This is a genomic window from Thermosynechococcus vestitus BP-1, from assembly GCF_000011345.1.
GTDB lineage: Bacteria > Cyanobacteriota > Cyanobacteriia > Thermosynechococcales > Thermosynechococcaceae > Thermosynechococcus > Thermosynechococcus vestitus.
On sequence record NC_004113.1, the window covers coordinates 385403 to 409508 of the forward strand.

Here is a 24106-nt window from a genome sequence, read left to right on the forward strand (position 1 = left end):
GGATCGCCTAAGCAGTGTTTTCCCTGGGGGTTGACCCACCCCTACCCGCCAGCGTTGTGATCACAGGAACCGCTAAGGCAGCAGCAGGGGGAAGGATGCGGCCAAGGGGTTGAGGGAGATTGAAGCTGAGGCCCAAGGCAGAAACCACGGTTGCGGCAATGCCAGTTATCCAAAGCACTGTGTCGCGTTGCCGTTGTTGTCGCTTCAGACGGTGATTTTCCTGGGCAGCAAGGGTGAGTTCGGTGGGCACAACGGTTGAGGATTGATTGCGCAATCCTTCTAAATCCTGCTGTAGGCTTTGCAGTTCGTTTTGGACTTGAGAAAGTTCCTCTTGCAGGCGATCGCGCTCCTTTTCCACTTGAGTGAGTTGCCGTGTCACCTCCGCCAAGCGTTGAGCAAGGTCTGGATCGGGGGACTTCGCTAGAAGTGCTGTATCCTCCAAAGGCGCCCCTGGGGCAGCAGCCAGGAGAGTTTGCACTTGCTCTTCTAGAGCGGCCTTTTCGGTTTGCAGGGCAGTTAGCTGAGCTTGCAGTTCCTGTACTTGGGAGGCTTGAAGTTGCAAGGTCGCGAGTTGCTGCTGAAGTTCGTCCTGCTGAATGAGAGCCTGGGCCAGTTCCTGTTCCAGATTTTGCCGCAGGCCCCTCAAGGTGTCATTTTCTTCGCGCAGGCGCTCAAGGTCTTGGCTCAGGTGATCTCGCTGCTGTTGAACGTTGTTGAGTTCTGCGGTGAGCTGGCTAATTTGCGCCTCTAGGGATTGGTTCTGGGCGATCGCCCGCTGTTGTGCGGTGAGGGTGAGGGACTCTAGCTCAGCCGTCAGGGAGTTTAGATCAATATCCTGTGGAAGGGACGCCTCCAACTCACCCAAATCACTGATGATGTTCTCTAGTAGGTCGTCGGGTTGGTTGCTAGGGGATTCTGGACTGGCCATGGTCCGGATACCTGCGGGAGTGCTAAGAATTGCTCCAATTATAGCGATCGCCGTCCCTATCCTCTAGGCTAGAAGGCGTTCCTTAGGTCTCAAACTCACCTCGATGCTCAAACGCGAACTGGGACTTTGGGGCGCGATTTTAACGGGTCTAGGCTCAATGATTGGTACGGGGCTGTTTTTGACATACTCACCGCCCTAAAGTGCGATGATTCTTGACGCTTCACTGGGTGATGCTACCGAAGTAGTCTTACTCCCCCTCTGCGTCCATTTATAGTCGTGGCAATGCCCTATCCCGACTTTCTCTATGTTTCTTGCGGCATTTTCGTCTCTATCGTGCTCTGTACCACAATTTAGACATACAACAGAGCGGACAGATAGATCGATTTTGCCCCATTTAAAACCGCATGTTGAGCAAGTCCGACTGGTTGGCTCCCATCGGTCAATGACAATAAACTCACGGTTTAGTTTGTTGCACTTAGCCTCAACTAAAACCCTGAATTCTCGCCAACCTTGCAAGCTAATTGCTCTAGCGAGTTTGCGGTTCTTCACCATTCCAGAGACATTCAAGTCTTCCAGCGTGATCACTTGGTTCTCGATAACCACGCGGGTAGACACTTTATGCAAGAAATCCCTGCGAATGTCTGAAATCCGACTATGAAGCTTAGCGATTTGCAGTCTTGTTTTCTCCCGCCGTTGGCTTCCTTTAACTTGACGGGCAAGTTTGCGTTGTTTTCGCCTGATCTTTCTATCTAACTTGGAATACTCAGGGCCATCAATCTTTTCGCCCGTACTTAAAGTAGCAAAGGCTTTAATTCCCAAATCAATGCCGATAGAAGGATTACTTGCAGGTTGATCAACTGGGTCGATCTCGACGACAAAACTGAGAAAATATCGATTTGCAGCATCTTTAATCACCGTCACTGAGCTTGGTTTAGAAGGAAGCTTTCTTGACCAAATTGGTCTGACGTTACCAATCTTCGCTAGATAAACTTCTTCGCCTTTAATTGAAAATCCATAGGTAGTAAATCTGGCGGATTGTCTTTCTGTCAAATCTAGGAGGGTTGACCTTTTTGCCTTTTCGCCGACCTTTAATTTAATCGAAGAAGTTTTTATAGGCAACTCCTAAATCGGCAACGGACTGCTGTAACGGGACATTAGAAACATCAGACAACCATTGCCGCTCTGGTGTTTTCTTCCCTTGGGTAATTACTAGCTTTTGCAATTCACTAGTTTTTGGCAATTTATCAGATTTCTTGCAGATTTCCAGGGCATCGTTCCATACCACACGGACACACCCAAACAACTGAGCTAGGCGTTGTCGTTGTTGGTCTGTGGGATAGAAACGATACCTATATCTAGCTTTCATTGGTCGTGATATAGTTGGTCTGTAGCTAGATTATAGGTTGGTCTACAGGCAATGTCAAGTCATCTTCGTAAAGGGAGACATAGTGTTACGGACCTGAAGATTCATTTGGTATGCGTGACTAAGTATTGCCGGCCAGTCCTTAGCGCTGAGGGATTAGAGCTGATCGAGAAATCGTTTCGAGAAGTCGCCAAGAAGATGGATTTCCAGATTCTTGAATTTAACGGCGAGGAAGACCATGTCCATGCGCTAATCGAGTACCCTCCTAAACTTTCTCTTTCGCAGATCGTAAATGCGCTTAAAGGCGTATCTAGTCGTCGATATGGAAAAGCTGCACTACCAAAACCCCATGAAGAATCACTTTGGAGCCCTAGTTATTTTGCGGCATCTGTTGGAGGAGCACTGTTAGAGGTGCTTAAGGAATACATGAGAAATCAAAAGTCCTAAAAGGACGGGGCTTGTATCCCATTTCATTGGTCAATTCCCCGTTCACCCCCGGTGGGGGCATTCCAGCCCGGATCCGCCAGCCAGCGCACATAGTCATCGTGGAACTTGGCATTCACCTCTTCCGGGGAGAGGCCTTCCCACTGACCATAGTGAATTTCCCGCAGACCGTCGCGGATCTGCATCTGGAGACCCAGGCGATCGCACAGGGGTTGTGCCGTGGTTCGAGCTCGCACCATTGGGCTGACAAAGACTGCCTGCCAAGATAACTGGGCATAGTGCTCAGCAAAAGCTTCAGCCATCGCCAGGCCAGCATCCGTCAAGGGTGGATCCAACTCTCCACAGTAGGCATTGGCGCGACTAAAACTCGTTTGCCCGTGGCGCAAGAAATAGAGTGTTAAGACCACAACCTTCACTCTCTACCGCTAGGGGCAGCATAGTTGAAAGGCGCAAAGCTCGTCAACGCTGAGTTGTGTCCAATACACTCAATGTAACGCCTTGGTAATAATGCCCCAAAATTTGGTCGTAGGTGTAACCCTGCAATGCCATACCATAGGCTCCCCATTGACTCAAGCCCAGGCCATGGCCGTGACCCCGTCCAGTAATTGTAAAAGCCACTGGCACACTTTGAGCCCGTTGACTGGCCACATTGCCATACTCTGGTGTAATCGTTAGTAGGGTACTGCGCAGTCCCAAAACCCGCCGTAGTTCACTGGCTGAAATTGTGCGGCGACCCGCAGTGCCCACTACCTGCACTGACATGACTCGCCCTTGGGGTGTCAATTGTAAGGGGCGAAAGCCAAGAATCATCCCTATCCCAGGGAAGCGCTGTTGCAGTTGGGCGGCGGTAAAACGAACCGTCCACTGAAAGTGGGGGGAAACTTGGTCAAAGTCAGGGCTACCGCGCAGGTAAGGAACCACAGTTTGCCAAACGTGTTCCGAATTTTCGGTATGCCCCCCTGAGGAGGCATGGAAGACCGCTTCAATGATTTGGCCGTTGTAGGTGAGCACTTGACCGCGTGTGGCGGCAACGGCGGCCAGGGTACTGGCGGTTTCTGAACTGACCCCCGGATATACCTGATGAGTGACGGTGGCCCCTACATCAAAAAGACTGCCGGGACGACGGCGTTCGCGATCGCGCCGAAAGAGAACAAAGGAACGGGAAGCCACTGCTTGGGCTTTGAGGGCTTCTAGGGGCCAAGAGGGATACATTTCCTTGCCCACCACACTGGGCAGATACTCCTCTAAATCCACAAGATTGATGGCGAGAATCCCCTCAGGGGTACTCACCAATTGCAACCGGCCGCGATACCAGCGATCGCCCACTCGCACGAGTCCATTGTCTCGAGGTTCGAGGAAAACTTGCCGCCCACCCACGCCCCCTACTTGTACCCTAGCCCCTGTGAGGACAGCGGTAATATGCTGCTGCGGTGCCACTGTCAGGACCCGGCCCACCTCATCCCGTAATTGCGCTGCGGTGGAGCTACTAATTGTGACTTGACGCACCCGATCTAAAACTGCAACTCGCAATTCCACTGCTGTGGCCGTCAATTGTAGGAGCAAGCTGAGCATGCAGCCAAGACCCAGCGACTGCGACAGAAAGCGCCAAGGCACAATGAGGTAAACCATACTTCACTCCTCAGGTAGGTAGCAATGGTAACAATGCCTAGCGGTGCTCGCGCAGACCACTCCAACCAATGGTAATAAAGCCCACTGCCAATAGAAAACTACGAATGCCTACCCTTAGACGATTCAAAAAAGCTTCCTGTTGCGCCCGATTGACCGCTTCCTGTTGTTGAGTGCGGATGCGCTCCCGTGCCTGACCCGCTTGTTTGTCGAGGGCTTGGGGATCCTTTTGCAACTGCTCAAGAATCGCCCGTTGATCGGGGGGCAGTTGATTGCTTTTCAGGAGTTGCTGCAGTTGACCGCTACTGGCCAGTTGTTTGATTTGCTGCTGTTCCTGCTCCACCCGAATTTCTGCCTGTGCCGCCTCTTGATTGATTTGGTTGACCGCCTGTTCCGTGATTTGGCCTGTAATGGATAGGTGGAGAGGAATCCCCAGCAGGCACAGTAGCCCCAGCAAACTCGAGAGAACAAAGACCCAAAATCGCCAATCCTTGAGGGCAGGTTCCCCTGGCTGCGGTTGCGTAGCACTCCCAGAGACCGCTTGAATCCAAAAGCCTGTGTAGATAAAGACAAACCCAATCAAGGGGGTAGCGCCGCGCTCAATGAATTGGTTGACAACCGTGAGTTGCCACTGGCTGTTATTGAACTGGGGAGTAATAAAGAGAATACCCCACTCAACCAAAAAGGTGAGGACTAGGATCATTCCCACCAGTTTTAGGAACTGAGCCGCCAAGGGGACAGGTCGCTTGGTTGATTGCGAAGCGGTCATGGACTGTGAGTGACTCGTCAACTACTGCATCAACCTTACTGGATTTTGGTGTGGTTGATTCATCTTGGGGGCATTAACTCACCCGTGGGGTTGCTATCTTTGGCTACCGCAACCTTGGTATACTCCAATTGTGCATGGCGCTGATGCTGGGCTGCTTTCCCCCAGGAGTGCTAGTTCGCCATCCCTTTGCTCATTGAGGCAGAACAAATTCATGGTCATTGTGGCAGTCTTAGCGGCAGGACGAGGCACCAGGATGAAATCCTCGCTGCCAAAAGTTCTCCATCCCCTAGGTGGGCGATCGCTGGTGGGCTGGGTTTTGCACCAAGTTCAATCTCTGCAACCGCAACGGCAGTTTGTGATCATTGGCTATGGGGGAGATGCTGTCCGTGCCGCTTTAGCCGATCAGCCGCAGCTGGAATTTGTCGAGCAGCGGCAACAGTTGGGAACAGGTCATGCTGTGCAGCAGCTTTTACCCTACCTCAAGGACTATGAAGGCCATCTTTTGGTGCTCAATGGCGATGTGCCCCTATTGCGTGGCCAAACCCTGGCCCACTTGATCGAAGTTCACCAGAACCACAACAATGCGGCCACCATTTTAACAGCACAAATTCCCAACCCCCAAGGCTATGGCCGCGTGATTTGCGACAGTCAGAATATGCTGAAGCAAATTATTGAGGATCGTGACTGCACCACAGCCCAAAAGCAAAACTGCCGCATTAATGCTGGAGTGTATTGTTTCCATTGGCCCCAACTTGCCGCTGTGCTGCCCCATCTCCAGTCCAATAATGATCAGCAGGAATACTACCTCACCGATGCCGTCAATGCCCTAAGTCCCGTGATGGCGGTGGACGTGGAAGACTATGAGGAGATTTTGGGCGTCAACGATCGCGTGCAGTTGGCGGCAGCCTATCAAGTGCTGCAAAATCGAATCAAAAAAGCTTGGATGCAAGCGGGGGTGACCCTAATTGATCCCGCCAGTATCACGATTGAGGATACCGTTGAGCTAGCACCGGATGTGGTGATTGAACCCCAAACTCACCTGCGTGGCCAAACCCGTATTGGCAGTGGTAGCATTATTGGCCCTGGCACTTTGATTGAAAATAGTGTCATTGGCGAACGGGTGACCGCTCGCTATGCCGTGATTACCGACAGCGAGATTGGCGAGGATACCCAAGTGGGGCCTTTTGCCCACATCCGCCAGCAAAGCGTGGTTGCCGATCACTGCCGCATTGGCAACTTTGTAGAGCTGAAAAAAGCACGGTTGGGCAGTGACACTAAGGCCTCCCATTTGTCCTACCTGGGAGATGCCACCTTGGGCGATCGCGTCAACATTGGGGCAGGGACCATCACCGCCAACTACGACGGTGTCCGCAAACACCCCACCCATATTGGTAGCGGCACTAAGACAGGGGCTAACAGTGTTTTAGTGGCCCCAGTGACCCTTGGCAATAATGTCACAGTAGCGGCGGGTTCAACAGTCACAGCAGATGTACCGGATAATGCCCTTGTCATTGCCCGCTGTCGTCAAGTCGTCAAACCCAACTGGGAACCCGAAGCTTAGCCCGCCCCACAGCAGGGTTCAATGCCCAGTCGCCGCAGGAGCAGATCACTCACCGCATTGGCGACCGCAAACTCGCTATAGAAGCTTTGGGAAAAATCAAACTCTTGCAACTCCGTAACCAAGGCCAAGAGAATGCCCCCAAGATCGTGTTCCCCTTCTAACCGTTGACGGCGGTACACTTGAGCCGCCCGCTGGGCGATCGCCAAATTCACGGCTTCCGGTAAATACTCGGTATTGAGCCAATTCAGAAGGGCTGCCTCCAGCCATTCCGCCTCCGCAGTGTAGTCACCACAGGGGGGAAGCTGAATTGGCGGAATTGGGGTACCCATGGCAGAGTCCTAAGGTCGTCTAATGAAGTTCAATGCAGTGGATCGTATAACTTGTAACTGGCAACCAGCAATGGGCGATACTGGATTCGAACCAGTGACCCCTTCCGTGTGAAGGAAGTGCGCTACCACTGTGCTAATCGCCCTAGTTCAGTAAGTTTTAATCATATCTTGGTTTGCAGGCTTTTGTAAATCCTTAAACAAGGCTAGAGCAAAGGTCATCAAAGGCGGCGGCGGGATCCGCTGCTTGTAAAATCGGGCGGCCAATGACAAGGTAAGAGGCACCAGCAGCAAAGGCAGCATTAGGCGTCAGCGATCGCGCTTGATCTCCCGTTGCGCTGCCAAGGGGGCGAATCCCCGGACAAATTCTCAAGAAATTCTCTCCCCAGCGTTGTTTCACCCGTGCGGCTTCCTGGGGTGAGCAGACAATGCCCGCCAGTCCTGCTTGATGGGCAAGATTAGCCATGCATTCAACATAGGTAGCCGGATCAAGGGGAATTTGGAGTTCCTGCTGCAGGGTGTCTGCGCCAATACTGGTGAGCAATGTGACACCGATGAGTTGAGTGGCGCTTTCCCCGAGGGCTGCCTGAGCAGTTTTGAGACCGGTTAAACCAGTGGCAGTGTGGATGGTGACAAAGTCCACGCCATAGGGGGCGATCGCTCGTGCTGCGGCTGCTACCGTATTGGGAATATCATGAAGCTTCAAATCGAGAAAGATGCGCTTCCCCTGATCCTTGAGGACATCAAGAATCATCGGCCCACTGGCGCAAAAGAGTTCTAGCCCCACTTTCCAAAATTGCACTTGGGGCAGCCGATGGATAGTGGCGATCGCCACCTCCAAATTGGGTACATCCAAGGCCACAATAATTTTGCTGGCAACAGCCGCTTGAGAATTAAACAAGTCTCGTCACTCTCCTCAGACAATTCACACTGGACGGCGCACACAGCGCAACAGCCACAGCGCCACAATAATACCCGTCAACTGAGCGGCAATGGTGTTCACCTTCGCCTGAATCACAAAAATCTCCAGCGGCTCAATCAATACATTGGTGGCATAGACCGCTGCCCCTTGGGGAATCGACAACACCTTGAGCAATAACATCCCCACATTCCACTCTGCGGCAGCCACAGTAAAAATCATGCCAGCGATATTGACCCAAAGACCAATATTCAAGCTCCGGATCACGTGCTCCTTGGTCGGGCGTTTTTCTGGTTGATCCAAGCGTCGCCCCAGTTGCGGATAGCGATAGCAGCAGTAAATACTCACACCTAAAAACACTAGGCCAATAATCGCCAACACTAAGCCCAGTGTGGGGCTGTTCATGCCGTTTTGGGGACGATTGATATTAAATTGGCGACTAAAGATAACAATAATAATAATTAACAGCGAAACAAAGCCAAGGACGACCTGGATCCAAAAGCCAATCCAGCCAAAGCGTTGCAGTTCACGCCCAAGACGGTGAAGCGGTTGGGTAGTACCTCGATGGGATGGCGGCGGCGCATTACCGGGAAGACGTTCCATGGTCGGGTGCGGAAGAGGGCTTAGGCTAGATCATAGCGAACGGTTGTCAGATGCCGTCAAATAGGAACACCAATCGCTCCAACTGCCTGCATAGAGCTTGGTTTGGTGCAGGCCAGCGATCGCCAGCCCCAAAATATCCACACAGGCCGTTACGCCCGATCCACAATAGACAATAATTTGTTCAGTCCCAGCCAAGGGCTGCCAATAGGCTTGCAGTTCCGCAACTGATTTGAGTCGCCCCTGCTCATTGGAGATGGCCTGCCATGGATAGTTCACCGCTCCGGGAATATGACCCGCTATCGGATCAATGGGTTCAATTTCACCGCGATAGCGACGGGGTTCGCGGGCATCCACAATTACCGTCTGGGGGTTGCCCTGAGCCGCAATCACAGCAGCACGATCCACTACCCACTCAGGACGAGGCTGGGGCTTGAAGTTTCCCTGCCGAGGCGGCGGCACAAGGCTGGTGATGGCATGGCCCGCTGCCACGTAGGTGTGATAGCCACCATCGAGCACCGCTACGCGATCGTGCCCCAACCAGCGCAAGAGCCACCAGCAGCGAGCAGCATAGGCAAATCGCGAATCATCATAGGCCACCACTAGCGTTTCTGGCGTGACCCCCATTTGGTTAAGCCGTGCTGCTAATTTTTCCGGATCGGGCAAAGGGTGACGCCCGCCATGTTTTTGCCGGGGGCTAGAGAGATCCTGCTCTAGGTCGAGATAATACGCCCCTGGCAGGTGTCCTTGGGCATACTCCCGTTGCCCCCGCCTTGTGTCCATCAGGTCAAAGCGGCAGTCCACGATCACAACGGTTGGATCTGCCAAATGCTCGGCCAACCAAGACGCCGCTACCGCATAGGGAGTCATTGCAGCTTAGGCGCGCCACTTCACTTTCGGGAGAATGTGGTTAACATCCACGCGGTGTTTATATTTGATGGCAAAGTTCAAGAGTGAGTCCAGGAGGGAATCGGACAGATAGTGGGGTTGTAGTCCCAAATCCAGCAGTTTGGTGTTTTTGGCGTTGAAGTAGTGCTCTTCTTTTTCAACACGGGGGTTTTCGAGGTGTTGGATTTCCACCTTGAGGCCGAGGGCTTTACCCGCTTCTTGGACTTTGTGGGCAAGGTCACCGACACTAAACTGTTCGGTGAATTGGTTAAGGACGCGGAATTCACCCGGCGCTGCTGGATTGTTAACGGCCAACTCAATACAACGCACCGTATCGCGAATATCCAAGAAACCGCGAGTTTGCCCCCCCTTGCCATAAACCGTCAGCGGATGGCCAATGGCAGCTTGAATGCAGAAGCGATTGAGGGCGGTGCCAAAGATACCGTCGTAGTCAAGGCGGTTAATCAACAGTTCATCCATGCCCGTTTCTTCGGTGAGGACGCCATAAACCACCCCTTGGTTCAAATCGGTGGCTCGCAAGCCCCAAATGCGGCAGGCGAAGTGGATATTGTGACTATCGTGAACCTTACTGAGGTGATAGAAGCTACCGGGCTGCTTGGGATAGGGCAATGTATCTTTGCGACCATTGTGTTCGATGGTGATGTAGCCCTCTTCAATGTCAATGTTGGGGGTGCCGTATTCACCCATCGTGCCCAGTTTGACAAGATGGCAGTCGGGGTTGTGGGTATGGATGGCGTACAGCAGGTTGAGGGTGCCGACAACGTTATTGACTTGGGTGAAGACGGCGTGTTCACGATCAATCATGGAGTAAGGGGCGGAGCGCTGTTCACCAAAGTGGACGATGGCCTCAGGCTGAAACTCGAGCATGGCGCGCTCAAGGAAGTGATAGTTACAAATATCGCCAATATAAAGGCCAATCCTTTTGCCAGTGAGATCCTGCCAGCGTTGCAGACGGTGCTGAATGGGGGCGATCGGCGTGAGGGTTTCCACACAAAGTTCCGCATCCCAATGCCGCCGAATTAGGCTATCCAAAATTGCAACATCATGACCCCGATTGGAAAGGTACAGGGCTGTCGCCCAGCCACAATAGCCATCACCGCCAATTACAAGGACTCTCATGCTAACCGTGCTCAAATCAATAACTACTCCGCCAGCCATCATATGGCTTCCATACCACGTTACCAGTAATGGGGACTTCGGTGATCCACTGGCTTAGAATTCAGGGGGAGGTTCACCCTCAGAAAAGATATGTACCTTAACGGTTTGTCCCGCCAGGTCAATTTGCACAATATCCCCAAAGAGAACATCCAAGGCCTCCAATAGCGCCTGTAATTGGGGCGTGCTGGCACCCGATTCTTGGTAGAGGCGATCGCTCAAATGGCGGAGGCGCTGCCAGGTGATATAAAGCCGAGCAATGGTACTTTCCAGTTGCGCGGCCTGCTGCAGGAGATCAACAACGGTTTGTCGTTGCTCAAGGCGCTGGGCTTCGATGAGGACCTGCTCCAGATCCACAGGGTGAGCGTTGAGGGCTTGAATTTGGGGGGCGGCCTCAAGATAGCGGCTGAGTTGGCGAGCTGTCGCTGTGATTTCCTTAACGGTTTCGACGCTGGGGTCCCTAGCCAGAGCTTGGGAGAGTTCCTGCTGTTGCTGGGGGGGAAGCTTTTCTAAGGCTTTGACCAAGGGGGCGACGTAGCGGGGGGCAAGGGTGCGATCGCTGGCCTTTTGGCGTACCACGGGCGGGAGGAGATCAGAGTGCAGGGCAGTCCATTCCTCTTGCAGTTGACGCACTTCGCGGTGGGTAATGCGATCGCCCGCGGCGGCGGCTTGGGTAATCAGGGCTTGCACCTCGGGATCCGCTGCGGCCGTTTCCAAAAAGGCGCGTTTACTAAAACGAGCAATGGCTTCGGGGGGTAGGGGGCGTTCCTGGAGCAATTCATCGGCGCGATCGGCCAACTGAATCAAATCATAGGCACGGCGTTTACTAATCTCCTGTTCCTGGAGCCACTGCTGAAAGCCAATACCGCGCTCGTCCCCTTGATGGCGATAGCGATCGCGCACTGTCCGTAGAATTTGCCCCCGCCAGATCTCCGTTTGCAGGTCAAAGCGCTCACACACCTGCCACGCTTGGCGCACCTGTTGAAGAAATTCCTCCTCAGAGAGGGGGGTATCCGCAGCCGGAATCGGCAAAACAAAGTCAGGCGTTGGCTCCATCGGTCGGAGAAAAGCACAGCTTCAGCAGTATAGCCTATTGCCCACAGGGGCGATAACCACCCTAGCTTCTGAAGGCTGAGGATGAGAAACCATGATGGCTCTAGAGATCAGGCATCTCACCGCTGCCCCTGACCAATGAAATGGGATACAAGCCCCGTCCTTTTAGGACGGCTTTTTTTGATTTCTCATGTATTCCTTAAGCACCTCTAACGGTGCTCCTCCAACAGATGCCGCAAAATAACTAGGGCTCCAAAGTGATTCTTCATGGGGTTTTGGTAGTGCAGCTTTTCCATATCGACGACTAGATACGCCTTTAAGCGCATTTACGATCTGCGAAAGAGAAAGTTTAGGAGGGTACTCGATTAGCGCATGGACATGGTCTTCCTCGCCGTTAAATTCAAGAATCTGGAAATCCATCTTCTTGGCGACTTCTCGAAACGATTTCTCGATCAGCTCTAATCCCTCAGCGCTAAGGACTGGCCGGCAATACTTAGTCACGCATACCAAATGAATCTTCAGGTCCGTAACACTATGTCTCCCTTTACGAAGATGACTTGACATTGCCTGTAGACCAACCTATAATCTAGCTACAGACCAACTATATCACGACCAATGAAAGCTAGATATAGGTATCGTTTCTATCCCACAGACCAACAACGACAACGCCTAGCTCAGTTGTTTGGCTGTGTCCGTGTGGTATGGAACGACGCACTGGCAATTTGTAAACAATCTGATTCATTGCCAAAAACTAGTGAATTGCAAAAGCTAGTAATTACCCAAGGGAAGAAAACACCAGAGCGGCAATGGTTGTCTGATGTTTCTAATGTCCCGTTACAGCAGTCCGTTGCCGATTTAGGAGTTGCCTATAAAAACTTCTTCGATTCAATTAAAGGTCGGCGAAAAGGCAAGAAGATCAACCCTCCTAGATTTAAAAAGAAGACAGAAAGACAATCCGCCAGATTTACTACCTATGGTTTTTCAATTAAAGGCGAAGAAGTTTATCTAGCGAAGATTGGTAATGTCAGACCAATTTGGTCAAGAAAGCTTCCTTCTAAACCAAGCTCAGTTACGGTGATTAAAGATGCTGCAAATCGATATTTTCTCAGTTTTGTCGTCGAGATCGACCCAGTTCATCAACCTGCAAGTAATCCTTCTATCGGCATTGATTTGGGAATTAAAGCGTTTGCTACTTTAAGTACGGGCGAAAAGATTGATGGCCCTGATTATTCCAAGTTAGACAAAAAGATCAGGCGAAAACAACGCAAACTGGCCCGTCAAGTTAAAGGAAGCCAACGGCGGGAGAAAACAAGACTGCAAATCGCTAAGCTTCATAGTCGGATTTCAGACATTCGCAGGGATTTCTTGCATAAAGTGTCTACCCGCGTGGTTATCGAGAACCAAGTGATCACGCTGGAAGACTTGAATGTCTCTGGAATGGTGAAGAACCGCAAACTCGCTAGAGCAATTAGCTTGCAAGGTTGGCGAGAATTCAGGGTTTTAGTTGAGGCTAAGTGCAACAAACTAAACCGTGAGTTTATTGTCATTGACCGATGGGAGCCAACCAGTCAGACTTGCTCAAAATGCGGTTTTAAATGGGGCAAAGTCGATCTATCCGTTCGCTCGGTCGTATGTCTAAATTGTGGTACAGAGCACGATAGAGACGAAAATGCTGCAAGAAACATAGAAAAAGTCGGGATAGGGCATTGCCACGACTATAAATGGACGCAGAGGGGGAGTAAGACTACTTCGGTAGCATCACCCAGTGAAGCGTCAAGAATCATCGCACTTTAGGCCGGTGAGTATGTCAAAATGTCTTCAAGAACAAGGGGATGCAGTTGAAACACTTGATCGAGGCGCCGCATCCCATCTTCATCGCCAATCCCTTGAACATCAATCCAACTGATAGACGGACTCCTGAGGTAGGGGCCACATTCTTCCGGAGTTTCTCAAAGGCGATGGCTGGCCTGATCCGGCGGATAGTCAATGAGAATAATGGTCGGTGGTGGAGCATCAGCCTCAATACTGAGGGTACCCGGCATGGCTGCGGGTTTCTCAAAGAAGTAATCTTCGAGATAGTTATCTTCTTCCTCGGCAGGGGATGGGGGGCACTACGGAAAACGTGAAAGGGTTTTCTGGCCACAAAGGGGGCATAGACGGAGTGCAGACCGGCTACTAGAAACCTAGGGCAAATTGAGCGGCAACCTCCCAAAACCGCCTGAAAAGTTAAGATTTTTAAGTGTAGTGGCATTCACGGTGGGAGCGGTGCGGTGAATTCTCAAGTTTCGAGAACCTCAGTGTCAACTTGGGTCGCGATCGCCCAACTGTTGCGGTGGCATAAGCCTGCGGGTCGTTTGATTCTCCTCATTCCTGCCCTCTGGTCTTTGACATTAGCCAGTGAAGGTTTGCCGTCGTTGAAGTTGCTACTAATTATCACGATGGGAGCGATCGCCACGAGTGCTGCGGGCTGCATTGTCAATGACTGCTGGGATCGCAATATTGACCCCCATGTGCAGCGGACTCAAAACCGCCCCCTAGCCAGTCGCCGCCTCTCCCTTGGTGTGGCCTTGGGCTTGATGGTAATTGCTTTACTCTGCGCCTGGGGATTGACGTTCTACCTCACTCCCTTGGGGTATTGGCTGGCGGTGGCCGCAGTGCCGGTGATTCTCCTCTATCCCTTGGCGAAGCGAGTGTTGCCAATTCCACAACTGGTCTTAGCAGTGGCCTGGGGGTTTGCTGTGCTCATTCCCTGGGCAGCAGTACAGGGACGCTTAACCTTAACCACAGCGGGGTTGTGGGCAGCAGTGGTGATGTGGACCTTGGCCTTTGATACGGTGTATGCCATGCCCGATCGCCCCGATGATCGCCGCCTGGGGGTCAATTCCAGTGCCTTATTTTTCGGTGCCTATGCGCCCTTGGCGATCGCGCTATTTTATGCGCTGACGGTGGTCTTCCTCATGATGGTTGGCGTGAGGGCAGGACTCACTTGGCGATTTTGGCTGGCTTTGGCAGTCACCACCTACTTTTGGCTGCGCCAATCCCTGCAAATTTATACCCATGAGCGCCGTGATACCCAAACAACAACCCTCCCCATTCAGACCTATGGTCGTTATTTCAATGAAAATGTCTGGTTGGGCTTTTTGCTCTGGGTGGGGATGTGGTGTCCTAGGCCTTAGTCAAGAGCTTGGGAGAAACCTGCCACGGCACGATTGCCAGAATATCCACTTGGGCACAGTATTTGAGATCGGCTTCATTGCCCAGATTAAGGAGGCGCTGCCCGTGGCTGGAATGGTGAAAGAGGGTCAATAGATCATCTTGGTAGTAGCGATACAGAGCAGTGGCAGCAATGGTTTCGTCATTGCCAGCAAGGGTTTCGAGGGGGGCATCCTGCTGACCCCAGAGGTAATGAATCAGTGCCCCAGCACAAACGGTATCTTCGAGGGAATAGCTGCCTTCCCAACCCGAACCAACAATCCAAACGGTTTCCGGTTGATGTTTTTGGACAAATTCAGCCACGGCAGCACGGTTGACAAGGGCAGCAGCGAGAACAAGGGGACTTGCCTGAATTCGCTCAAGGGAACGGGTGCCATTGGTGGTGCTCATGAAGAGGCGACATCCTCTCACCCGCTCCGGCAAGCATTCAGCAGGAGAGTTGCCCATGTCAAAGCCAGCAACTTTTTTCCCACCCCGTTCACCAACACGAATCCGCTTGGCGGCCGGCCACTGCTGACTGACTTGCTCGAGTTCTGTCAGATCACTAAAGACTTGAACGGCTTCTGCTCCAGCGGCTAGGGCAGTGGCAATCGTGGTGGTTGCCCGCAGGACATCAACAGCAATGGCACAGTCAGGTTGCCAGTCAGCTGGTACACGCTCTGGTGTGTGGTATGTATAGATTTTCATAAATGAAAGGAGAGCTTGGCTACGATGATCCTTGATACATAAAGTATGTCACCATTGGGATCACTGTAGCGGCGATGAGCAGGGCAACTACAATAATTGTGGCGGAGCGATCGTCCGTTTCCTCTTTGCTTTTGTAGGTTTTCTCGACAACCACTTCGCGTACCACTGGGGGTCCCGGATCCGGTTCGCCTTTAAGGACTTTGCCAAGGCGATCAACGGTGTCAAGTACCGCTTGATTGTAGTTGCCCTCCCGCAGGGGCACCCGCATCGTTTCTTGGACAATACTTTCGGCGGTCTCAGGATTCAAGCGCTCGGCCACGGCGTCGCCGTAATGAATCGCTGTGCCATTGGTGACGGTATCGAGGGCAATGATCACTTGATTGGCCTGGGACTCAGGATCGGGAAACCACTGGCTAAAGAGGTCATCCACAAAGCTCTGGGGGGTTTCGCCATAGTCAAGGCGGTGCAGTGTAACAACATGAACATTAATGCCCGTTGCCTCGGAGAGGTCTTGGAGCGATCGCCCAACACTGCCTTGGGTGACGGCACTGAGCACATTGCCCTCATCAATGACCCCGGTCGCTGTTCCCGGAAAGGGGATATCGATTGCACTGGTTGCCCAGACAGGGGTGACCCATAACGTACTAGCGAGTAGTGTGAGCAAAAGGTAGCGAATGCCGTTTTTCCAAGCCACTTGCCAATGCATCTGTGCGGAATCCTGTATCTCTCAAGGCAATTTTCTCAGATATTGCTTGCAAAAATAAATTTCCTTCTAATAAATCTTAAAACGTTTTCCAGCAACCTGTCCGACCAAGGAGCACCCACAAGCGTAAACCTTGCCTAAAAATAAGCTAGTTGCCTACTAGTCAAGGATTTGAGTCAAGGATTTGAAAGTAACTGGGTTTATAAACCTAACCCATAGCAATGGTACAGCTCTCTTCCCATAGAGTACACTTAACACTGCGAAGGTCACTGTAGGGTAGCATCTCATTGCCTTCGTTTATTCTATATCTAGAGAAACCTCCATATTTTAGAAAAAAGCGGCATGTCTGCTTCGGCAACCCATTCCTCTTCTCGTTGGCGATTGCTACGCAATCATGCCCTGTTGATTGGGGTGGCTGTGCTAATCACACTCCTGATTCGCGTTTTTGTAGCGGAGTCGCGTTTTATTCCCTCAGAGTCTATGGAGCCAACACTTTGGCCGGGCGATCGCATTGTGGTGGAAAAGATCACCTATCGCCAGCGATCGCCCCAGCGGGGGGACATTGTTGTTTTCTATACCCCACCCCTCCTGCAGACTCTTGGCTATCGTGCTGATCAAGCCCTCATTAAGCGGGTGATTGCAACAGCGGGAGATACAGTTGCCGTGCATGATGGCCGAGTTTGGGTCAACAATCGCCCCCTTGAAGAGCCGTACATTGCTGAGCCACCCATTTATACCCTCTCCCCGGTGACAGTGCCGGAGAATATGCTGTTTGTCATGGGGGATAATCGCAACCACAGCAACGACTCCCACATCTGGGGATTTTTGCCCCTTGAGAATGTCATTGGTCGGGCGATCGCCTGCTATTGGCCCCTCAACCATGCAGGTAAAATTTCATCTCCGGCTACCTGAGCGGCCGCATCATTGTTAGGTGAGCAGCACCCACCCGTCCCATTCAACTGGCAGGGGTACCCCGCAGGGTTTCTTTTGCCTGGAAGCAGGCTGATGGCAAGCTATAGTTCCCATTTCGCAGACTTGAAGGCTGGGCAGGTCAGCTCACCTGACAGATTTTCAGGGCTGTTGCTGCCACCTGTCCCATGCTGTAGGTTGAGCTCTAGGCCAAGGGTGTCTAAGGAAACGCTGCTAACAATCTCAAGCGATCCTAGGGACCAGAGACTGGTGCCAAAAGCGTATGCTCAACATACTTCCTCGGTTTTGTCTTGATCGAGAAATCATTGACAAAATAAACTATAAAGACTCCTTAGATTGCCTTCTCCGCTTTTAGAAGTCTGAGGCTTTGAGGCTTGAACGCTGAAGGCTAAGGTATTAACAGAAAAGAAGCCATAGGAACAATGTGAAGATTTATTTAGATTTGGGAGGTGAATCAGTCGCCTTTTTCATATAGTGGTCTTTATAACCCAGTCTTGTTTCGATCCTGTACACAGGTGCCTGCTTAAATCTCCAATACAGGCTTTGTCCCATGGATTGAACACACTCAACATGTTGAAAATGACTACAGGAAAGACTTGTATCCCATGTTTTAGAAAGGTGAAAAAGTGACACATTGACAATTGGCGCAGCCCCAGGCAATCACTAGGCTAAAGGCAGACCCTCGGAACCGTTATCTTTACCTCCGAGAGACCCCCTCCTTTAGGGAGGGGAGGGATAGGAGCGGCAGTCTGTGACTGCCAAGTATAGTTGTGTTACTCACAGAATAATCGCTATAATTTAAAGCATGCAAAAGGCTTTCAGTTACCGCTTCTACCCAACAACTGAGCAGGAATCCCTGCTTCGGAGAACATTGGGCTGTGTTCGGTTGGTTTATAATCGAGCACTGGCAGCGAGAACAGAAGCCTGGTATGAACGAAAAGAGAGACTTGACTACGTTCAAACCTCTGCCTTGCTTACTCAGTGGAAAAAGCAAGATGACCTTCAGTTTTTGAATGAGGTTAGCTCTGTCCCCTTGCAGCAGGCATTGAGACATCTGCAATCTGCTTTCACTAACTTTTTTGCAGGTCGGGCAAAATATCCCAACTTCAAAAAGAAACGCAATGGCGGTAGCGCAGAATTCACCAAGTCTGCTTTTAGGTGGAAAGACGGAAAAGTATTCTTGGCAAAGTGCAACGAACCGCTGAATATTCGCTGGTCGAGACGGCTTCCAGATGGTGTTGAACCATCCACCGTGACCATCAGGCTTAACCCTGCTGGACAGTGGTACATCAGTCTGAGGTTTGATGACCCCAGAGAGTTGACACTGCAGCCCGTCGACCCGTCGGTTGGTTTGGACGTAGGGATTAGCAGCCTCATTACCCTGAGTACAGGGGAAAAGATTGCCAACCCCAAGCACTTTAACCGCTACTACAAACGACTCCGTAAGGCGCAGCGGTCTTTGAGTCGCAAACAAAAAGGCTCTCGCAATTGGGATAAGGCGCGGTTGAAAGTTGCCAAGATTCACCAGAAAATCTCTGATTCCAGAAAAGACCATTTGCACCAGTTGACGACTCGATTGATACGTGAAAACCAAACGATCGTAATCGAGTCGTTGGCTGTGAAAAACATGGTCAAGAACCGTCAGCTTGCCCGATCCATCAGTGATGCTGGATGGGGTGAACTGGTACGGCAATTGGAATACAAAGCCCAGTGGTATGGTCGGACACTGGTGAAGATTGACCGATGGTTTCCCAGTTCTAAACGCTGTGGACAGTGTGGTCACATTGTTGAGCGGTTGCCATTGAGCGTCCGAGAATGGGACTGTCCTAAGTGTGGGGCGCACCATGACCGGGATATAAATGCCGCTGGGAATATTTTGGCCGTGGGACACACGGTTACAGTCTGTGGAGCGGGTGTAAGACCTGATAGGCATACGTCTGGAGGGCAACTGCGAAGAAGCAGAAAGTCCCAAAAGTGATTTTGGGAATCCCCCTGCTTTAGCGGGGGGAGGATGTCAACATGTACCGCGAGTCAGAACATACTCCCCAAGCGATCGCCAACCGGCATTATCAGGTTCGAAGTGGTCAATACCTCAAGGAGGGCTGGCAAATTTTCAGCACCCAACCCGCCGCCTACATCGGCTTCCTGGTTCTGGCGACGATTACCAATACTCTACTCAGAAGTATTCCAGGGCTGGGCCCAATTGCGGGCGGGGTTTCGTCAAGTCTCTTCGCCGCAGGCTACTACTTTTTTAGCTTTCGCATTGTCCACAACCAAAGACCCGCATTTAGCGAATTTTTTAATGCGTTCAAAAACAACTACTTTTTGCCCATTTTTTTGACGAACCTAGTCATCGGCTTTATTACGAATGTGTTTGTGATCAGTGCCAGCATTCTATTTATGATTGCGGGGCTACCCTTGCTTCAAAGCATATTGGAGCGGGCGGCAGCCGAAGCAGCGGAACCCGATGCCGACTTAGAAGAACTGCTAGCGTTACTGGAGCAGCTTCCCCCTGTACCGTACGAACTGATCCCCGTTTTAATCTTTGCAGGTGTCCTCCTGCTGCTGCCGGGGGTTTACTTTGGGGTAGCTTATATGTTTGCTGTCCCTTTAGTGGTAGAACACCAGTTTGACGTGTGGCCAGCCCTAGAAACAAGTCGACGCTTGGTCTCTCGTAATTGGTGGAGCTTCTTTTTCCTCAATGTGTCAATTATTTTCTGGAATATTTTGGGCCTTTGTCTCTGCTGTGTGGGGCTGCTAGTGAGTATTCCCTGGAGTAGTTGTGTCATTGTGGCGGCCTACCGCGATATTATTGGCCTCAGACCTACCACTGATACCCCCAACCCGTCTTAGAGCAATGACGCTGCCCACCTTTGTGGATCTCAATCTTGACCCCTTTTGGATGCCCTTTACGGCAAACCGCCAGTTCAAGCAAAGTCCTCGGCTACTCGTTTCGGCAGCGGGGATGTACTACAGGAGTATCGATGGCCGTGAGATTCTCGATGGCACGGCTGGGTTGTGGTGTGTTAATGCCGGGCACTGCCGTCCGGAAATTATCAGCGCGATCGCTCAACAGGCAGCAACACTGGATTTTGCCCCCACATTTCAGATGGGACATCCAGGACCCTTTCAGGTGGCCGATCGCCTACGCAGGATTACGCCTGACCCTCTCAACCATGTCTTTTTTGCCAACTCTGGCTCTGAGGCGGTGGATACAGCCTTAAAAATTGCCCTAGCTTATCATCGACTGCGGGGAGAGGGGACGCGGCAACGGCTCATTGGGCGGGAGCGGGGCTATCACGGGGTTGGCTTTGGTGGGATTTCAGTGGGGGGAATTGCCCCCAATCGCAAGTTCTTTGGTTCTCTCTTGGCGGGGGTAGATCATTTGCCCCACACCCACAACTTGGAACACAACGCCTTCAGCAAGGGGCAACCCACTTGGGGGGCACATTTAGCCGATGAGCTAGAACGCCTAGTGGCGCTCCATGATGCCTCAACAATTGCAGCGGTCATTGTCGAACCTCTCGCTGGCTCTACGGGAGTATTGATTCCGCCTCAGGGATATTTGGAACGCCTCCGTGCCATTTGCGATCGCTACGGCATCTTGCTGATCTTTGATGAAGTGATCACGGGCTTTGGCCGTCTTGGTGCCCCCTTTGCCAGCCAGTACTTTGGCGTCACGCCAGATCTCATCACTGTGGCTAAGGGTCTCACCAATGCTGCTGTGCCAATGGGAGCAGTCATTGTCCGCGATGAGATTTACGAGACCTTTATGCAAGGACCAGCGGGGCAGATTGAGTTTTTCCATGGCTACACCTATTCGGGACATCCCCTTGCCTGTGCCGCTGCCTTAGCCACCCTAGAGATTTACGAGAAAGAGGCCTTATTTGAGCGGGCGGCTTCCCTGGCACCCTATTGGCAGGAGGCCATCCACAGTCTACGGGGTCTTCCCCATGTCATTGATATTCGCAATTTGGGTTTGGTGGCCGGCATTGAATTGGCTCCCCGGGAGGGTCAAGGAGGCCCACGGGGCTATGATGCCCTCTGTCGGGCCTTTGAAGCGGGACTATTGATTCGTGTCACGGGGGACATTATTGCCCTCTCGCCGCCATTGATTGTGGAGCGATCGCACATTGATCAAATGGTGGACATTTTGAGTCGCGTTCTACAGGAACTTCCCTAGGCACCACAGCGTCAAGTCTAAAAGATCACTCTCTCTCCTTGGAGGCTTGTATGTTACGCTTCCTCCCAGTGGCGATCAGTAGCTTAGTGACACTGTTGGCGATCGCTCCTCCTAGTCGTGCTGCCTATCCCCTCTTTCCCAATCAGCCGGGGGTCGATATCTTTTTCCCGGGGCTAGGGTCTTTTGGGCGACCACGGACACCGTCATATGATCCCTACCATCCCATCATTTACCGTCCGCCGGGCCAATCAGGAACTTACATTATTGTGCCCGTGCCCTATCCACCCCGGCCGGTGATTTACCAGCCCCCCTATTCACCGGTGAACTACCCCTATTACCCCCGTTATCCATTCCCTTGCCGATAGGCAACAATACAGGAACTGAGACTAGACTCGGCTTGGGCAGCAGATCGAGAGCCGGTTCTCCTGCTACAATAGCAGCGAATTTAGCTATTTTCCTTCAAGAGAAACCTATGGCTCAGTTGGCGATCGCTCCTGTGCTATTTCACCTGGCCTTTCCGGTCAATAATCTCGCCGACACCAAGGCCTACTACATTGATGGTTTGGGGTGTGAACCGGGGCGCGAAAATCCCCACTGCTTGATCATGAAGCTCTATGGCCACCAGTTGGTGGCCCATGTCACCGATGAACCCTTGGTACCCCCGAAAGGAATCTATCCGCGCCACTTTGGCCTAATTTTCTTGGGACAAGCCGACTGGCAAAACCTCTGCGATCGCGCGATCCACAAGGGGCTGACCTTTTACCAACCACCCCGTACCCGCTTTGCCAATACCCCCTTAGAGCACCAAACCTTTTTTCTTGCAGACCCCTTCCACAACTTGATTGAAATCAAACACTACCGCCACCCAGAAGCTATTTTTGGTCTGCGGGATTACCGTAAGATTGGGGATACTCCCCTCGTTTCTGCACCGCAACCGTGAGTCATCTGATTCTCTACAGCAAACCCGGCTGTCACCTCTGTGAAGGACTGCAAGAAAAGCTGGCCACCCTCAAGGAATTTACCCTTGAGGTACGGGACATCACCCGCCGTGAAGATTGGTGGCAGGCCTACCAGTACGAGATTCCTGTCCTCTACCTAGGAATTGGGGCGCAAGTGATTCCTGTGCCGCGACTTTCCCCCCGTGCCTCGGTGGCGCACATTCGTCAACGCCTCCAGGAATTGGCCAAGGGAACTGGATCAGCAGCAGCCAATTAAGGGGCATAATCGGCATAGCAAAACCAAGAAGGAACTCACGCATGGTGAATCTGGGAGCGATGCTCTTTCGTGGCCGTGGTGTTAAGCTCTCGCAGCAGTTTGCGGTCATTGGCCTAGGACGGTTTGGCCGCGGGGTGTGTGAAACCCTGCATGGGATGGGCTATGAGGTACTTGGCAGTGATAATCAGGAGCGCCTAGTGAATCAAGTCCTCCAAGATCACATTGTGGATCATGCGATTCAATTGGATGCCACCGATCCCCAAGCCCTGAAGGAGGCAGGAATTTTTGAGTTTGAAACGGTGATTGTGGCCATTGGTAATCACTTAGATGCCAGTATTATTACCACACTCAACCTCAAGGAAGCCGGCGTTCCCAAGGTGATTGCTAAGGCCTCATCGGAAGTTCACAAGAAATTGTTAGAGCGGGTAGGAGCTGACCGGGTTGTCTTTCCAGAATACGAGGCAGGTTGTGAACTGGCGCGATCGCTCACTCGACCCGCGATTTTAGACTGCCTTAACCTCGATCCGCAAAAGAGTATTGTGGAAGTGAAAGTCCCCGAAGCATTTCACGGCCGTACCGTTGCCGAAGTGGAACTCCGCAGTCGCTATGGCTTGAACCTGATTGCCCTGCGCTTTGATGATAAGTTTGAAATCAATCCCAGTCCGAGCCAGAAGCTGCATCAAGGGGACATCATGGTAGTGATTGGTGACAATAACGATATTGAGCGCTTTTTGCGTAGTCAGCACGTTCACTGAGATAAGACCCAGGTCTAGGCTGTTGAGCTTCCGTCACTGGTCGCCCCCCGCACGGGTATTGGCTATTTTTCTATGGATTCTTTGTATTAGCAGTTTGCAGCGATGGCATAGCCTGGCGATCGCTACCCTGCTAGTGGTGCTGCTCTACACCCTAAGCCACCTCCCCTGGAAGCGCCTGGGCAAACGTCTACGGCAGATGTGGCTCTTTTTTCTAGGGCTGTGGGCACTTTTGGCACTAACCCCGTGGCCAATGCCATTACTGCTCCCTTGGCGCTTGCTGCTGTGTCTGGCTCTGGGGGTGGTCTTGCTCGACACCCTCACCTTTAGCGAGTGGATGCGCGTCTGTCGCTGGTGGGGGCTACCGCCCCTGTTGGTGGATACCCTGGCATTGACCTATCGCTACCTTTTTGAGCTGGAGGCACAGCTGGCCCAAATGCGGCAGGCTCTGTTTCTGCGAGGATTTCAGTTGAGTTGGCGGCGTCTTCGCCCTTGGGGACAAGTGATTGGCAGCTTTCTAATTCGCGCCGAAGAACGATCCCAGCAGATTTACCTAGCAATGCGGCTACGGGGCTATGGGCAAGGTCTCCAGCGTCGTCCCCAATTTTCTGAGGGCGCACCGTGGAGTTGGGGGCTAACGCTGATTGCTGCCGTAGGGGCAGGGCTGTTGGCAACCTATGACACCCTTGGGGAAATTCAACTGCCTTTTTGGGGTGAATAGCTAATGGTGGAAACAGTGATACATTAACATATTAACATTTGTAAACGGT

Annotated in this window: 25 protein-coding genes, 1 tRNA gene and 2 pseudogenes; 13 read left to right on the forward strand and 15 right to left on the reverse strand. The window is 52.0% G+C overall.

From position 1 onward, the window contains the following. Nucleotides 1–7: 7 nt before the first annotated feature. Both TLL_RS01990 and TLL_RS01995 read right to left on the reverse strand, forming a co-directional pair. Nucleotides 8–928, reverse strand: coding sequence for a hypothetical protein (locus TLL_RS01990; protein WP_011056241.1), 921 nt, complete (start codon nucleotides 926–928; stop codon nucleotides 8–10). 195 nt (nucleotides 929–1123) lie between these two features. Continuing rightward, nucleotides 1124–2294, reverse strand: a pseudogene (locus TLL_RS01995) (RNA-guided endonuclease InsQ/TnpB family protein). A 51-nt stretch (nucleotides 2295–2345) separates the two neighbouring features. Here TLL_RS01995 and tnpA (TLL_RS02000) point away from each other — a divergent pair. After that, nucleotides 2346–2738, forward strand: a complete 393-nt coding sequence (gene tnpA / locus TLL_RS02000) for an IS200/IS605-like element ISTel2 family transposase (protein ID WP_011056244.1) — start codon at nucleotides 2346–2348, stop codon at nucleotides 2736–2738. Nucleotides 2739–2767: 29 nt separating this feature from the next. Here tnpA (TLL_RS02000) and TLL_RS02005 read toward each other — a convergent pair. The 3 genes and pseudogenes from TLL_RS02005 to TLL_RS02015 all read right to left on the reverse strand — a co-directional run. Beyond that, nucleotides 2768–3142: pseudogene (locus tag TLL_RS02005) on the reverse strand (histidine phosphatase family protein); the annotation flags it as partial. A 52-nt stretch (nucleotides 3143–3194) separates the two neighbouring features. Continuing rightward, complete coding sequence (locus TLL_RS02010) at nucleotides 3195–4364, reverse strand: SpoIID/LytB domain-containing protein (RefSeq protein WP_011056246.1); 1170 nt, start codon at nucleotides 4362–4364, stop codon at nucleotides 3195–3197. A gap of 37 nt (nucleotides 4365–4401) precedes the next feature. Then, nucleotides 4402–5130 carry an HpsJ family protein gene (locus tag TLL_RS02015; protein ID WP_011056247.1) on the reverse strand — a complete coding sequence of 243 codons (729 nt, stop codon included), beginning with the start codon at nucleotides 5128–5130 and terminating at the stop codon, nucleotides 4402–4404. 211 nt (nucleotides 5131–5341) lie between these two features. On the opposite strand from TLL_RS02015, the gene glmU reads away from it, so the two are divergent. Next, the gene (gene glmU, locus TLL_RS02020; protein ID WP_164920683.1) at nucleotides 5342–6691 is read left to right on the forward strand and encodes a bifunctional UDP-N-acetylglucosamine diphosphorylase/glucosamine-1-phosphate N-acetyltransferase GlmU; all 1350 of its coding nucleotides are present in this window, start codon (nucleotides 5342–5344) and stop codon (nucleotides 6689–6691) included. Here the strand turns inward: glmU and TLL_RS02025 are convergent. The 8 genes from TLL_RS02025 to tnpA (TLL_RS02060) form a co-directional block, all read right to left on the reverse strand. Then, entirely contained in the window at nucleotides 6688–7020 is a 333-nt protein-coding gene (locus TLL_RS02025; RefSeq protein WP_011056249.1) for a hypothetical protein, read from the reverse strand. The genes glmU and TLL_RS02025 overlap by 4 nt on opposite strands. Nucleotides 7021–7091: 71 nt before the next feature. Then, nucleotides 7092–7163 (reverse strand) — tRNA-Val (locus TLL_RS02030). 50 nt (nucleotides 7164–7213) lie between these two features. Continuing rightward, nucleotides 7214–7918 carry an orotidine-5'-phosphate decarboxylase gene (pyrF, locus tag TLL_RS02035; protein ID WP_164920684.1) on the reverse strand — a complete coding sequence of 235 codons (705 nt, stop codon included), beginning with the start codon at nucleotides 7916–7918 and terminating at the stop codon, nucleotides 7214–7216. Nucleotides 7919–7942: 24 nt separating this feature from the next. Further along, complete coding sequence (locus tag TLL_RS02040) at nucleotides 7943–8539, reverse strand: DUF3611 family protein (RefSeq protein ID WP_011056251.1); 597 nt, start codon at nucleotides 8537–8539, stop codon at nucleotides 7943–7945. A gap of 30 nt (nucleotides 8540–8569) precedes the next feature. Beyond that, the gene (locus TLL_RS02045; RefSeq protein WP_011056252.1) at nucleotides 8570–9406 is read right to left on the reverse strand and encodes a sulfurtransferase; all 837 of its coding nucleotides are present in this window, start codon (nucleotides 9404–9406) and stop codon (nucleotides 8570–8572) included. A 6-nt stretch (nucleotides 9407–9412) separates the two neighbouring features. Then, nucleotides 9413–10564 carry an NAD-dependent epimerase/dehydratase family protein gene (locus tag TLL_RS02050; protein WP_011056253.1) on the reverse strand — a complete coding sequence of 384 codons (1152 nt, stop codon included), beginning with the start codon at nucleotides 10562–10564 and terminating at the stop codon, nucleotides 9413–9415. 93 nt (nucleotides 10565–10657) lie between these two features. Continuing rightward, the gene (locus TLL_RS02055; RefSeq protein ID WP_011056254.1) at nucleotides 10658–11656 is read right to left on the reverse strand and encodes a hypothetical protein; all 999 of its coding nucleotides are present in this window, start codon (nucleotides 11654–11656) and stop codon (nucleotides 10658–10660) included. Between the two features lie 162 nt (nucleotides 11657–11818). Next, nucleotides 11819–12217, reverse strand: a complete 399-nt coding sequence (gene tnpA, locus TLL_RS02060; RefSeq protein ID WP_011056255.1) for an IS200/IS605-like element ISTel2 family transposase — start codon at nucleotides 12215–12217, stop codon at nucleotides 11819–11821. A gap of 51 nt (nucleotides 12218–12268) precedes the next feature. On the opposite strand from tnpA (TLL_RS02060), the gene TLL_RS02065 reads away from it, so the two are divergent. Together TLL_RS02065 and TLL_RS02070 are read left to right on the forward strand one after the other, a co-directional pair. Further along, nucleotides 12269–13447, forward strand: coding sequence for an RNA-guided endonuclease InsQ/TnpB family protein (locus TLL_RS02065; protein ID WP_011056256.1), 1179 nt, complete (start codon nucleotides 12269–12271; stop codon nucleotides 13445–13447). A 503-nt stretch (nucleotides 13448–13950) separates the two neighbouring features. Then, nucleotides 13951–14829 (forward strand): 4-hydroxybenzoate solanesyltransferase, encoded by an 879-nt coding sequence (locus tag TLL_RS02070; RefSeq protein ID WP_232018134.1) that lies wholly within the window; start codon nucleotides 13951–13953, stop codon nucleotides 14827–14829. On the opposite strand, the gene TLL_RS02075 is transcribed toward TLL_RS02070, so the two are convergent. Beyond that, nucleotides 14819–15553, reverse strand: a complete 735-nt coding sequence (locus TLL_RS02075) for a 2-phosphosulfolactate phosphatase family protein (RefSeq protein ID WP_011056258.1) — start codon at nucleotides 15551–15553, stop codon at nucleotides 14819–14821. The genes TLL_RS02070 and TLL_RS02075 overlap by 11 nt on opposite strands. Before the next feature lie 19 nt (nucleotides 15554–15572). Then, the gene (psb32, locus tag TLL_RS02080; RefSeq protein WP_011056259.1) at nucleotides 15573–16259 is read right to left on the reverse strand and encodes a photosystem II repair protein Psb32; all 687 of its coding nucleotides are present in this window, start codon (nucleotides 16257–16259) and stop codon (nucleotides 15573–15575) included. 339 nt (nucleotides 16260–16598) lie between these two features. Here psb32 and lepB point away from each other — a divergent pair, with 339 nt between their 5' ends. The 9 genes from lepB (at nucleotide 16599) to TLL_RS02125 (ending at nucleotide 24057) form a co-directional block, all read left to right on the forward strand. Next, nucleotides 16599–17168 (forward strand): signal peptidase I, encoded by a 570-nt coding sequence (gene lepB, locus TLL_RS02085; protein WP_011056260.1) that lies wholly within the window; start codon nucleotides 16599–16601, stop codon nucleotides 17166–17168. An 823-nt stretch (nucleotides 17169–17991) separates the two neighbouring features. Then, nucleotides 17992–19164 (forward strand): RNA-guided endonuclease InsQ/TnpB family protein, encoded by a 1173-nt coding sequence (locus TLL_RS02090; protein WP_011056261.1) that lies wholly within the window; start codon nucleotides 17992–17994, stop codon nucleotides 19162–19164. 41 nt (nucleotides 19165–19205) lie between these two features. Then, nucleotides 19206–20039 (forward strand): DUF975 family protein, encoded by an 834-nt coding sequence (locus TLL_RS02095; protein WP_011056262.1) that lies wholly within the window; start codon nucleotides 19206–19208, stop codon nucleotides 20037–20039. Between the two features lie 4 nt (nucleotides 20040–20043). Then, nucleotides 20044–21369: an aspartate aminotransferase family protein gene (locus TLL_RS02100; RefSeq protein ID WP_164920685.1), complete on the forward strand. Its 1326-nt coding sequence runs from the start codon at nucleotides 20044–20046 to the stop codon at nucleotides 21367–21369. A 50-nt stretch (nucleotides 21370–21419) separates the two neighbouring features. Then, entirely contained in the window at nucleotides 21420–21734 is a 315-nt protein-coding gene (locus TLL_RS02105; RefSeq protein ID WP_011056264.1) for a hypothetical protein, read from the forward strand. Between the two features lie 107 nt (nucleotides 21735–21841). Beyond that, on the forward strand, nucleotides 21842–22309 hold the full coding sequence (locus TLL_RS02110) for a VOC family protein (protein WP_011056265.1): 468 nt from the start codon (nucleotides 21842–21844) through the stop codon (nucleotides 22307–22309). Then, entirely contained in the window at nucleotides 22306–22584 is a 279-nt protein-coding gene (locus tag TLL_RS02115) for a glutaredoxin family protein (protein WP_011056266.1), read from the forward strand. Before TLL_RS02110 ends, TLL_RS02115 begins: the two co-directional genes overlap by 4 nt. Nucleotides 22585–22625: 41 nt before the next feature. Further along, nucleotides 22626–23339: a potassium channel family protein gene (locus tag TLL_RS02120; protein WP_011056267.1), complete on the forward strand. Its 714-nt coding sequence runs from the start codon at nucleotides 22626–22628 to the stop codon at nucleotides 23337–23339. 22 nt (nucleotides 23340–23361) lie between these two features. Further along, on the forward strand, nucleotides 23362–24057 hold the full coding sequence (locus TLL_RS02125) for an energy-coupling factor transporter transmembrane component T family protein (RefSeq protein ID WP_164920686.1): 696 nt from the start codon (nucleotides 23362–23364) through the stop codon (nucleotides 24055–24057). Nucleotides 24058–24106: the final 49 nt, after the last annotated feature.

What these genes read in the sequence shown, in the direction of transcription:
- tnpA (WP_011056255.1), bottom strand. Translation starts at nt 12,217, where the DNA reads ATGTCAAGTCATCTTCGTAAAGGGAGACATAGTGTTACGGACCTGAAG.
- TLL_RS02015 (WP_011056247.1), bottom strand. Translation starts at nt 5,130, where the DNA reads ATGACCGCTTCGCAATCAACCAAGCGACCTGTCCCCTTGGCGGCTCAG.
- TLL_RS02090 (WP_011056261.1), top strand. Translation starts at nt 17,992, where the DNA reads ATGCAAAAGGCTTTCAGTTACCGCTTCTACCCAACAACTGAGCAGGAA.
- tnpA (WP_011056244.1), top strand. Translation starts at nt 2,346, where the DNA reads ATGTCAAGTCATCTTCGTAAAGGGAGACATAGTGTTACGGACCTGAAG.
- TLL_RS01990 (WP_011056241.1), bottom strand. Translation starts at nt 928, where the DNA reads ATGGCCAGTCCAGAATCCCCTAGCAACCAACCCGACGACCTACTAGAG.
- TLL_RS02095 (WP_011056262.1), top strand. Translation starts at nt 19,206, where the DNA reads ATGTACCGCGAGTCAGAACATACTCCCCAAGCGATCGCCAACCGGCAT.
- TLL_RS02055 (WP_011056254.1), bottom strand. Translation starts at nt 11,656, where the DNA reads ATGGAGCCAACGCCTGACTTTGTTTTGCCGATTCCGGCTGCGGATACC.
- TLL_RS02040 (WP_011056251.1), bottom strand. Translation starts at nt 8,539, where the DNA reads ATGGAACGTCTTCCCGGTAATGCGCCGCCGCCATCCCATCGAGGTACT.
- TLL_RS02045 (WP_011056252.1), bottom strand. Translation starts at nt 9,406, where the DNA reads ATGACTCCCTATGCGGTAGCGGCGTCTTGGTTGGCCGAGCATTTGGCA.
- TLL_RS02110 (WP_011056265.1), top strand. Translation starts at nt 21,842, where the DNA reads ATGGCTCAGTTGGCGATCGCTCCTGTGCTATTTCACCTGGCCTTTCCG.
- glmU (WP_164920683.1), top strand. Translation starts at nt 5,342, where the DNA reads ATGGTCATTGTGGCAGTCTTAGCGGCAGGACGAGGCACCAGGATGAAA.
- TLL_RS02100 (WP_164920685.1), top strand. Translation starts at nt 20,044, where the DNA reads ATGACGCTGCCCACCTTTGTGGATCTCAATCTTGACCCCTTTTGGATG.
- TLL_RS02120 (WP_011056267.1), top strand. Translation starts at nt 22,626, where the DNA reads ATGGTGAATCTGGGAGCGATGCTCTTTCGTGGCCGTGGTGTTAAGCTC.
- TLL_RS02065 (WP_011056256.1), top strand. Translation starts at nt 12,269, where the DNA reads ATGAAAGCTAGATATAGGTATCGTTTCTATCCCACAGACCAACAACGA.
- TLL_RS02050 (WP_011056253.1), bottom strand. Translation starts at nt 10,564, where the DNA reads ATGAGAGTCCTTGTAATTGGCGGTGATGGCTATTGTGGCTGGGCGACA.
- TLL_RS02105 (WP_011056264.1), top strand. Translation starts at nt 21,420, where the DNA reads ATGTTACGCTTCCTCCCAGTGGCGATCAGTAGCTTAGTGACACTGTTG.
- TLL_RS02075 (WP_011056258.1), bottom strand. Translation starts at nt 15,553, where the DNA reads ATGAAAATCTATACATACCACACACCAGAGCGTGTACCAGCTGACTGG.
- TLL_RS02010 (WP_011056246.1), bottom strand. Translation starts at nt 4,364, where the DNA reads ATGGTTTACCTCATTGTGCCTTGGCGCTTTCTGTCGCAGTCGCTGGGT.
- TLL_RS02025 (WP_011056249.1), bottom strand. Translation starts at nt 7,020, where the DNA reads ATGGGTACCCCAATTCCGCCAATTCAGCTTCCCCCCTGTGGTGACTAC.
- psb32 (WP_011056259.1), bottom strand. Translation starts at nt 16,259, where the DNA reads ATGCATTGGCAAGTGGCTTGGAAAAACGGCATTCGCTACCTTTTGCTC.
- lepB (WP_011056260.1), top strand. Translation starts at nt 16,599, where the DNA reads ATGTCTGCTTCGGCAACCCATTCCTCTTCTCGTTGGCGATTGCTACGC.